The organism is Parasphingorhabdus sp., from assembly GCF_036964675.1.
Classification (GTDB): Bacteria; Pseudomonadota; Alphaproteobacteria; order Sphingomonadales; family Sphingomonadaceae; genus Parasphingorhabdus.
This window is the reverse complement of record NZ_JBALTF010000081.1, coordinates 1-9,544: the sequence shown is the minus strand read 5'-3', so window position 1 is coordinate 9,544 and position 9,544 is coordinate 1. Positions and strand designations below refer to the sequence as shown.

Sequence of the window (9,544 nt, the reverse complement as noted above, 5' to 3'; positions counted from 1 at the left end):
GCGGGAAAAACCGGGTCGGCCATCCGGTGGCGCTATCAGCTGTTGATTTCAAAGCGGACTTTCAGCGTGATCCAGCTTTCAAACGGCTTGCCGTCCTTGGTCGCCGGTGTGAAACGCCATTTTTTCAGCGCCTGTTTGCGGGTTGCAGACCAGAAATCCACATGCGGCGAATCGATCAGTTCGATTTGCCTGACCCGGCCATCACTGCCGACCAGCACCCGAACGCTGACCTCGGCCTCCCGCTCGAGCCGCAATTGGCCCGGCGGATATGCAGGCTGGAACTGCTCCGCATAGCGCGTGTTCAGGCGTGCACCGAAAATCACCGGGTCCGGCGTAATTTTGATCGCTTCAAAGGGGATATCGACGCCGGCTCCCCCTGATCCTGTCCCAAGCTTGAGATCGGTGTAACCATGGATGGGAACGACTGGTAGCGGGACCAGATCGATATCCGGCTGGTCCGGCGCCCTTTGCCGCGTTTGCGGCGCGGCTTTCACTTCAGGCTTTTTGTCTTCGATCACCGGCTCCGGCGGCGGCTGAACCTTCACCGGAAAGGCAATGATGGTCCCCTTGAATTTCTCGGGCACCACGATTCCGGGTATCGCAATCACGGCGGCGATAATCGCTGCGTGAACGGCGCCGGTCAATATCAAGCCTTTCGAACGGGGCGTCTTGTTCTCGTAAACGGAAACATAGCTCATGATCATATCCTCTCAACCATCCTCAGAAGTGGCGGAGCGGCTCCGTGCCTGTTTGACTATCTCACCCCAGCGCCATTTGTAATGATATACTATTACATAATAAATGGCAAACGAGGGGCTCCACTGTCGGAATATCAAACTTCCAACAATGGTTAAGCGGCTGCTTTTGCTAGTCTTTCCAGCGCAACGTCGCGGCCGATCAGCGGCAGCAATGCGTTCATATCCGGACCATGATCCAGCCCGGTCAGCGCCTGGCGCAATGGCATGAACAAGGGCTTGCCCTTGCGTCCCGTCGCCTCCTTGAGCGCTCCGGTCAGATCTTTCCAGAGATCAGAAGATGCTTCCAATTCTTCCAGCTTATCATGAGCGATCGCCAGAAACTCCCGGTCCTCTGTCGGCATTTCAGGCGAAGAAATCGGGCCTGTCACCACCTGCCACCATTGGTCGACGTCGCCCATGTCATGCAGGTTCGGCCGAATCACTGCCCAGGCCTCGGTATCCATGGCTTCCGGCAGACGGTCCTGCACATCCACATAGTCCAGCAGATGGACGATCTTCTGGTTGAGCTGGGCCAGTTCTTCATCGTCAAACCGTGCCGGTGCGCGGCCAAAACGGGCAAAGTCGAAACTGGCGATCAGCGGCTCGACATCAACAATCGGCTCGACCGGGTCGCTGGTCCCGATACGCGCCAGCAAGGCGACAATTGCCTGCGGCTCGATATTTTTATCGCGAAAACTGCTGACGCCCAGCGAACCAAGCCGCTTCGACAGCTTGCCTTCGGTGCCGACCAGCAGCGCTTCATGGGCAAATTCCGGCGGCTCTGCCCCAAGGGCCTGGAACATCTGAATCTGCACCGCAGTATTGGCAACATGATCCTCGCCGCGCACGACGTGGGTGATGCCCATATCGATATCGTCAATCGCCGAAGGTAACATATAGAGCCAGCTGCCATCTTCGCGCCGGATAACAGGATCGGATAGCAAAGCCGGATCGAAATGCTGGTCTCCCCGGATCCGGTCGGTCCATGTGATCGGCGTTTCGTGATCCAGCTGGAAGCGCCAGTGCGGTTTGCGCCCTTCTGCTTCAAAAGCAGAAATCTGTTCCGGTGTCAGTTCCAGCGCCGCGCGGTCATAGATCGGCGGCTTGCCCCGACCCAGTTGAATCTTGCGCTTCAGGTCTAGGTCCTGCGCCGTTTCATAGGCCGGATAGACCCGGCCGGTTGCCTTCAGTTTTTCCAGCTGCTCCTCATAGCGGTCAAAGCGCGCCGACTGGCGCTGCTCTTCGTCAGATGTCAGGCCAAGCCAAGCCAGATCAGCCCGGATCGCCTCGACATATTCCTCCTTCGACCGCTCGGCATCGGTATCATCGAGCCGCAGCAGGAATGTGCCACCCTCTTTCTTCGCGAACATCCAGTTGTGCAGCGCAGTCCGGATATTGCCGACATGAAGATGGCCCGTGGGCGAGGGGGCGAAGCGGGTTTTTATGGTCATACGGTCCTGAATGCGTTGGTTATAGGGTAGCGCCGGTCACGGCCGAAATTTCTGGTGCCAAGCTTGACACCCGGCGGGGCCTGCCGGCGTTTATATTCGGCGATATAGAGCAGCCGCTCGATCCGCACCACCGTTTCCCGGTCGAATCCCCGCGCGACCAGATCATTGACCGACAATTCTTCCTCGATCAGGCCGTGCAACAGCGGATCGAGAATCTCATAATCGGGCAGGCTGTCGCTGTCTTTCTGATCCTCGCGCAATTCCGCGCTCGGCGGCTTGGTGATCACCCGCTCCGGCATCACCGGGCCGTCGGGGCCAAGGCCCAGGCTCGGCTTGTTGCGGTTGCGCCATGCCGATAGTTTGAACACCGTCAGCTTATAGGCATCTTTGAGCACCGAATAGCCGCCCGCCATGTCGCCATAGATGGTCGCATAGCCGACACTCATCTCGCTCTTGTTGCCGGTGGTGAGCAGCATGTGACCAAATTTGTTCGACAGCGCCATCAAGGTGACGCCGCGAATCCGCGACTGGATATTTTCTTCGGTAATATCGACATTGCTGTCGGAAAAACTGTCCTCGAGCATCGCGTCAAAACCTTCGATCGCCGGGCCAATTGGTATAGTGTCCAGTCTGGTGCCAAGCATTTTGGCACAGCCCTCGGCATCGTCCAGACTTTCCTGCGACGTGAAGCGCGATGGCATCATCACATTCCAGACCCGGTCGGCACCCAAAGCGTCGACAGCCACCGCCGCCGACAAGGCGCTGTCAATGCCCCCGGAAAGACCCAGCAGGACCCCGGGGAAGCGATTCCGGTTCACATAGTCGCGCAGGCCAACAATCATCGCATTATAGATATCGGCAGGATGGTCATCCAGCTGATGGATTTCGCCGGGCGCGCAAGTCCATTGGCCACTTTCCCGCGACCAGTGCGTGTCGACTATCGCCTCGTCCCAGTCGGGCAGCTGGTGCATCACCCCGGCATCGCCATTGAGCACGAAACTGGCGCCATCGAACACAATCTCGTCTTGTCCGCCGACCCGGTTCAGGAACAACAGCGGAATTCCGGTTTCACGAACCCGCTGGGTGGCGACCTGTCCCAGCCGCATGTCGTCTTTCTCGATTTCATAGGGGCTGCCGTGCACGGCGATGAACAGTTCCGCACCTTGCGATTTCAGATGTTCGCAGACGGTCGGGAACCAGACGTCCTCGCAAATCGGCAGGCCAATTTTGCAGCCCTTGAATACGACCGGCTCCGGCAACGGGCCGGAGGTGAACAGCCGCTTTTCGTCGAACGTGCCGTAATTGGGCAGTTCAACCTTGTAGCGAATTTCTTTTATATGTCCGTCCGCCAGCAGCGCGATGCCATTGTAAAGCTTGCCGTCTTCGCGGAAAATCGACCCGACCAGCATCGCCGGTCCCGGCCCGGCGGTAGCCGCCGCCAGCCGGTTGAGTTCCGCCTCCGCGCGCTCCCACACCGCTGGTTTTAAAACCAGATCCTCTGGCGGATAGCCAATCAGCTGCAGTTCGGGAAACACGATCAAATCGCTGTCGGGCCGCGCGCCGCGCGCCGCGATCATCGCATCCGCATTGCCACGCAAATCGCCAACGCTCTGGGTCAATTGCGCCATCGTGATGGTAAGCTTTTCCGTCATTGCGCCCTGATAGAAAGGGCCACAGTGCGGAGCAATCGAAATTAACGCAATTACGGACTTTAGATTTGACGGCCATCTGTCTAACAGGGTCACGAAAATGTCATGGGGTGCCGCTGGCGATTCTTGCGGCCCGCCGTCATCGGGGAAACGCCATTATGAAACTCATGTCGGGCAACAGCAATCTGCCGCTTGCTACAGAAATCGCTCAATATCTGAATATTCCGCTCACTGACGCGAGTGTGAAGCGCTTCGCCGATGACGAGATTTTCATAGAAATCCACGAAAATGTCCGCGGCGAGGATGTATTTGTCGTTCAGTCGACCAGCCATCCGGCCAATGACAATCTGATGGAATTGCTGATCAGCATCGATGCGCTGCGCCGGGCCTCGGCCAAGCGCATCACAGCGGTCATCCCCTATTTCGGCTACGCCCGGCAGGACCGGAAACCGGGGCCGCGCACGCCGATCTCGGCCAAGCTGGTCGCCAATCTGATCACCGAAGCGGGCGCTGACCGAGTGTTGACGGTGGATCTTCATGCCGGTCAGATTCAGGGCTTTTTCGATATCCCGACAGACAATCTCTTCGGCGCCCCGGTGATCAGCGAAGATATCATCAAGCGTCATAGCGACAAGGATATCATGGTCGTCTCTCCCGATGTCGGCGGCGTGGTTCGCGCACGGGCATTGGCAAAGCGGCTAGACAACGCGCCACTCGCGATCGTCGACAAACGCCGCGAGCAGGCCGGCGTTTCGGAAGTGATGAACATAATCGGTGATGTCAAAGGCCGGTTCTGCATCATGATTGACGATATTGCCGACAGCGCCGGCACCTTGTGCAACGCGGCGGAAGCCCTGAAAGAAGCCGGTGCTACTGACGTCGTGGCCTATATTACGCATGGCGTATTGTCAGGCAAAGCGGTCGAACGGGTCAACGCCTCTCAGCTACGCAAGCTGATCATCACCGACACTATTCAGGCGCCGCAATCAGCGCTCGATTCCGACAAGATTCGCGTACTTCCGATTGCACCCTTGTTGGGCGAAGCGATCAAGCGGATCGCGGACGAAAGCTCAGTGAGCAGCCTGTGGGACTAGTCACGACAGCAAGTTTTGATTTCGGGAGAAAGCGATGCCAGGTTTTGAACTGCTGCTGAAATATCGTATCCATATCGCAATATTGGCGATTTTCATCTCGCTATTCGCATGGTTCACCGAATGGGCGGACTGGGTCTATGTCTGTCCTTATTGCCGTGTCCAGAGAACGGTCATCGGACTGCTCGGCTTGCTGCTGCTCGCCAATCCTCTGCACTGGCTCAACCGGTGGATAGCATCGTCTCTTGCGGTGCTGGGTCTGATTGTCTCCGGGATTCAGCATTTCAATGGCTGGAAAAAGATCATGTCCGGCGAATTTTCTTGGGGTGACTATTGGTATGCCAATGCCTGGGTGCTGTCCGGCTTTGCGCTATTCATCATCACCGGTCTTCTCCTGTACCTATGGGCCTGGCGACCAACTCCTTCCGCGATGGACGAGCGATGACCCCAAAAGATATCGATCTCGCGCAAAAACTCGCCGAAGCCGCAGGCGAGGCCATTCGCCCGTTTTTCCGCGCCAAATTTGATCAGGAAACCAAAGAAGACTCCTCGCCGGTAACCGAGGCGGACCGCGCGGCGGAGGCGGCGATGCGGGCCATCATAGAAGTCGAACGGCCTGATGATGGCATCATCGGTGAGGAATATGGGCCCCGCAACGAAGGTGCGTCGCGCCAATGGGTGCTCGACCCGATCGACGGCACCACCAGCTTCATAGCTGGCCGGCCGATTTTCGGTACCCTGATCGCGCTGATGCAGGAAGGTTTTCCGTTGATCGGGATCATCGACCAGCCGATTGCCAGAGAACGCTGGATCGGGGTTATCGGTCGCCCGACAACATTCAATGGCAAGCCGGCAAAATCCGTGCGCTGCCGCGAACTCAAGGACGCTGTCCTCGCCACCACCTCACCGCATCTGTTCGACGAACATGATGCCGAGCATTTCATGGGTCTGGCCAGCAAGGTCGCGCCGCGCAAGATGATCTATGGCGGCGACTGCTATAATTACGGCCTGGTCGCCAGCGGCCATGTCGATGTCGTCTGCGAAGCAGGCCTGAAACTGCATGACTTTGCCGCCCTCGCCCCGATCATCGAGGGTGCCGGTGGCATGATGTGCGACTGGAATGGCGAACCGCTGCACGCCGAATCAGACGGCCATGTGCTGGCAATCGGCGATCAGGCGCGGGTGGATGATGTGCTGGAGGCGCTTGCTTGCCATCATTGACTGTATTTCCGACGCAATAAAACTTGCATTTCAAGCGAATCCAGCTAATGCCGCCCTTCCGATGTGACGCTCTGGCCAGTGTTGGGCTGCCACAAGTGTCCGTAACGGTAACTTCTAAAGGAGACCAAAATGCCCAAGTTGAAGACCAAAAGTGGTGTGAAGAAACGCTTCAAGATCACCGCGACCGGCAAGGTAACGCACGGCGTAGCCGGCAAACGCCACCGTTTGATGAGCCATAACAGCAAATATATCCGTCAAAATCGCGGCACCAAGAAATGTTGCGATGCCGATGCAAAAACAATCAAGAAATGGGCGCCATACGGGCTTTAACGGCTCGCGCTTCCAATTTCACAGATTTACAGGATATAGAATATGGCACGTGTCAAACGGGGTACGACCACTCGTACAAAACATAAAAGATTATTGGTACAGGCGAAGGGCTATTATGGCCGTCGCAAGAATACCATCCGCATCGCGCGGCAGGCTGTCGAAAAAGCCGGTCAATATGCGTATCGCGATCGCAAAGTCAAAAAGCGGGCTTTCCGTGCTCTCTGGATTCAGCGGATCAACGCAGCGGTTCGCGCAGAAGGCCTGACCTACGGCGTATTCATCCATGGCACCAAGCTGGCCGGCATTGAACTGGACCGTAAAGTCATGGCTGATCTGGCGATGAATGAACCCGCTGTGTTTAGCGGCATCATCAAACAGGCGCAGGATGCTCTAGCGAAAGCTTGAAGCATAATCAGAAATTCAAAAAAGCGCCGGAGAGCAATCTCGCGGCGCTTTTTTATTGGGTTTTGAGCAAGGCTTGCTAGACGGGCAACGAGAAAAACAGGACAGAATGATGAGCGACATCGAGGCGATCAGGGACAAATATCTCGAGCAGATTGACGCTGCGACCGATGGCGACGCGCTGGAGGCTATCCGCCTGGCTGCGCTTGGCAAGAAGGGCGAGATTTCACTGCTGCTGAAAACCCTGGGGCAAATGACGCCGGAAGAGCGGCAGGAACAGGGCCCGAAGATCAACGGCACACGGCAAGCCGTCGCCGATGCGCTGGCGACCCGCAAGCAGGCGATGGAAACCGCGGTTCTGGATGCGAAGCTGGCCACTGAAAAGCTTGATCTGACCTTGCCTGCGCCCGCCGCTCCAAAAGGCAGCATCCATCCGGTTAGCCAGGTGATGGACGAACTGGCTGAGATATTCGCGGACCTTGGTTTCTCGGTCGCTACCGGTCCGGAAATCGAGGATGACTGGCATAATTTCACCGCGCTCAACATTCCCGAGACTCACCCTGCCCGCGCGATGCACGACACATTCTATTTCCCGCAGACCGATGACAGCGGCATGCCGAAATTGCTGCGCACCCACACATCACCCGTGCAGATCCGCACGATGATGGATGTTGCCAAACAGACAGACGGGGCCGGCGAACCGATTTACCTCATTGCCCCCGGCCGCACCTATCGCAGCGACAGCGATGCCACCCATACGCCGATGTTTCATCAGGTCGAGGGTCTGGTGATCGACAAGAACATTCACATGGGCCATCTGAAATGGACGCTGGAGACCTTCATCCGCGCCTTTTTCGAGCGCGACGATATCGAATTGCGCCTGCGCCCAAGCTATTTTCCGTTCACCGAACCCAGCGCCGAAGTCGATGTCGGCTTCTCGGTTGAAAAAGGCCGCCGGATCATCGGCGGAGACCCGCGCGGAGACAATGGTGGCTGGATGGAAATATTGGGCAGCGGCATGGTTCACCCCAATGTCATCCGAAATTGCGGACTCGATCCCGATGTCTGGCAGGGTTTCGCCTTTGGCTGCGGCATCGACCGGCTGGCGATGCTGAAATATGGCATGGACGATCTGCGCGCTTTCTTCGACGGCGATTTGCGCTGGGCCGATCATTATGGTTTTGATGCGCTCGATGTGCCCACATTGAGCGGAGGAGTCGGCGCATGAAATTTTCCCTAAGCTGGCTCAAGGCCCATCTCGATACCGATGCAAGCCTGACCGAAATTACCGACAAGCTGACCGATATCGGTCTGGAGCTGGAAGGGGTGGAAAACCCTGCCGATGCGCTGAAACCCTTTCGTGTGGCCAAGGTCATCGAAGCCGGACCGCATCCGAATGCCGACAAGTTGCAATTGCTTAAAGTTGACGATGGTGCCGCGGAACCGTGGCAGGTGGTTTGTGGTGCGCCCAATGCGAAAGCCGGGATGATCGGCGTGTTCGGGCCTCCGGGCACCTATATTCCGGGTAGCGATTTCACGCTGAAACCCGCGAAAATCCGCGAAGTCGAGAGCTTCGGCATGATGTGCAGCTATCGCGAGCTGGAACTGGGTGATGACCATGATGGCATCATCGAATTGCCGGAAAGTGCGGCCAGTGAAGTTGGCACCAGCTATGCGGATTATGCGCAGCTGGATGATCCGGTCATCGATGTCGCCATCACCCCCAATCGTCAGGATTGCATGGGCGTGCGCGGCATTGCGCGCGATCTGGCGGCTGCCGGTATCGGCACGCTGAAACCGTTGGACATTGCCACCATCGCCCGCAACGGCAACGGCCCCGATGTGCGCACCGATGATCCCGAAGGTTGCCCCGCTTTCTACGCTTGCACCGTCAGCGGTGTGAGCAATGGCGCGTCGCCGGCCTGGATGCAGGCCAGGCTGAAATCGGCCGGTCAGAAACCGATCAACACCCTGGTCGATATCACCAATTATGTGATGCTCGATCATGGGCGCCCCTTGCATGTCTATGACGCCAACAAACTTGCTGGCGGCCTGGTTGCACGCAAGGCGAAGCCGGGCGAGACGGTTCTGGCGCTCAACGACAATGAATATGTGCTCGACGAAATCATGACCGTGATTGCCGACGACAATGGCGCGCATGATATCGGCGGCGTCATGGGCGGCGCTAACACCGGCTCTGACCAAGCGACGACCGAGGTGCTGATCGAATGCGCCTATTTCACGCCCGAAAATATTGCCAGGACCGGTCAGAAGCTGATGCTGACCAGCGACGCGCGCCAGCGGTTCGAGCGCGGTGTCGATCCGGCGTTTCTCGATGACGGTCTGGATTTGGCAACGGCACTGGTGCTCGATCTGTGCGGCGGTACCGCCAGCGAGGTCACTCGGGCCGGAACGCCACCTACCGAGCAACGCAGCATATCTTATGCCCCAACTCAATGTCTGGCGCTAGGCGGACTGGACGTCGCTCCGGATCGCCAGAAGGCCATTCTCGAAGCGCTGGGCTTTGCCATTGCCGATGACTGGACCATCACCGTTCCGACCTGGCGGCGTGATGTTTCCGGCTGGCAGGATATTGTCGAGGAAATCGTCCGGATCGAAGGTCTCGACACGATCCCCTCGACCCCGCTGCCCCGCAAGCCGGG

10 protein-coding genes are annotated in these 9,544 nt (G+C 57.7%); 7 read left to right on the top strand and 3 right to left on the bottom strand.

Annotated elements, in window-relative coordinates; all coding sequences use genetic code 11:
• Positions 1 to 35 precede the first annotated feature (35 nt).
• The 3 genes from V7665_RS12095 to V7665_RS12085 all read right to left on the bottom strand — a co-directional run bounded on the left by V7665_RS12095 (position 36) and on the right by V7665_RS12085 (position 3,840).
• A complete protein-coding gene (locus tag V7665_RS12095) occupies positions 36 to 698 on the bottom strand; it encodes an energy transducer TonB (protein ID WP_335664791.1) in 663 nt (220 codons plus the stop codon).
• 152 nt (positions 699 to 850) lie between these two features.
• The gene (gene gltX / locus V7665_RS12090; RefSeq protein WP_335664790.1) at positions 851 to 2,188 is read right to left on the bottom strand and encodes a glutamate--tRNA ligase; all 1,338 of its coding nucleotides are present in this window, start codon (positions 2,186 to 2,188) and stop codon (positions 851 to 853) included.
• Positions 2,185 to 3,840 (bottom strand): NAD+ synthase, encoded by a 1,656-nt coding sequence (locus tag V7665_RS12085; RefSeq protein WP_335664789.1) that lies wholly within the window; start codon positions 3,838 to 3,840, stop codon positions 2,185 to 2,187. Before V7665_RS12085 ends, gltX begins: the two co-directional genes overlap by 4 nt.
• 155 nt (positions 3,841 to 3,995) lie before the next feature.
• Between V7665_RS12085 and V7665_RS12080 the strand changes: the two genes are divergently transcribed.
• From V7665_RS12080 to pheT, 7 genes are all read left to right on the top strand, one after another.
• Entirely contained in the window at positions 3,996 to 4,931 is a 936-nt protein-coding gene (locus V7665_RS12080; RefSeq protein WP_335664788.1) for a ribose-phosphate pyrophosphokinase, read from the top strand.
• Positions 4,932 to 4,965: 34 nt separating this feature from the next.
• Positions 4,966 to 5,373 (top strand): hypothetical protein, encoded by a 408-nt coding sequence (locus V7665_RS12075; RefSeq protein ID WP_335664787.1) that lies wholly within the window; start codon positions 4,966 to 4,968, stop codon positions 5,371 to 5,373.
• On the top strand, positions 5,370 to 6,149 hold the full coding sequence (gene hisN, locus V7665_RS12070) for a histidinol-phosphatase (RefSeq protein WP_335664786.1): 780 nt from the start codon (positions 5,370 to 5,372) through the stop codon (positions 6,147 to 6,149). The genes V7665_RS12075 and hisN overlap by 4 nt, the downstream gene beginning before the upstream one ends.
• A 129-nt stretch (positions 6,150 to 6,278) precedes the next feature.
• A complete protein-coding gene (gene rpmI, locus V7665_RS12065; protein ID WP_335652359.1) occupies positions 6,279 to 6,479 on the top strand; it encodes a 50S ribosomal protein L35 in 201 nt (66 codons plus the stop codon).
• A 42-nt stretch (positions 6,480 to 6,521) separates the two neighbouring features.
• The gene (gene rplT / locus V7665_RS12060) at positions 6,522 to 6,884 is read left to right on the top strand and encodes a 50S ribosomal protein L20 (RefSeq protein ID WP_335657287.1); all 363 of its coding nucleotides are present in this window, start codon (positions 6,522 to 6,524) and stop codon (positions 6,882 to 6,884) included.
• A gap of 109 nt (positions 6,885 to 6,993) precedes the next feature.
• Positions 6,994 to 8,109, top strand: coding sequence for a phenylalanine--tRNA ligase subunit alpha (pheS, locus tag V7665_RS12055; protein WP_335664785.1), 1,116 nt, complete (start codon positions 6,994 to 6,996; stop codon positions 8,107 to 8,109).
• Positions 8,106 to 9,544: phenylalanine--tRNA ligase subunit beta (gene pheT / locus V7665_RS12050; protein ID WP_335664784.1), on the top strand; the 1,439-nt coding region annotated here is incomplete at its 3' end. The genes pheS and pheT, both read left to right, overlap by 4 nt.

Bases quoted from the DNA above. Each gene is read 5' to 3' on its own strand.
- V7665_RS12095 (WP_335664791.1), bottom strand. From the start codon at position 698: ATGAGCTATGTTTCCGTTTACGAGAACAAGACGCCCCGTTCGAAAGGC.
- gltX (WP_335664790.1), bottom strand. From the start codon at position 2,188: ATGACCATAAAAACCCGCTTCGCCCCCTCGCCCACGGGCCATCTTCAT.
- V7665_RS12085 (WP_335664789.1), bottom strand. From the start codon at position 3,840: ATGACGGAAAAGCTTACCATCACGATGGCGCAATTGACCCAGAGCGTT.
- V7665_RS12080 (WP_335664788.1), top strand. From the start codon at position 3,996: ATGAAACTCATGTCGGGCAACAGCAATCTGCCGCTTGCTACAGAAATC.
- V7665_RS12075 (WP_335664787.1), top strand. From the start codon at position 4,966: ATGCCAGGTTTTGAACTGCTGCTGAAATATCGTATCCATATCGCAATA.
- hisN (WP_335664786.1), top strand. From the start codon at position 5,370: ATGACCCCAAAAGATATCGATCTCGCGCAAAAACTCGCCGAAGCCGCA.
- rpmI (WP_335652359.1), top strand. From the start codon at position 6,279: ATGCCCAAGTTGAAGACCAAAAGTGGTGTGAAGAAACGCTTCAAGATC.
- rplT (WP_335657287.1), top strand. From the start codon at position 6,522: ATGGCACGTGTCAAACGGGGTACGACCACTCGTACAAAACATAAAAGA.
- pheS (WP_335664785.1), top strand. From the start codon at position 6,994: ATGAGCGACATCGAGGCGATCAGGGACAAATATCTCGAGCAGATTGAC.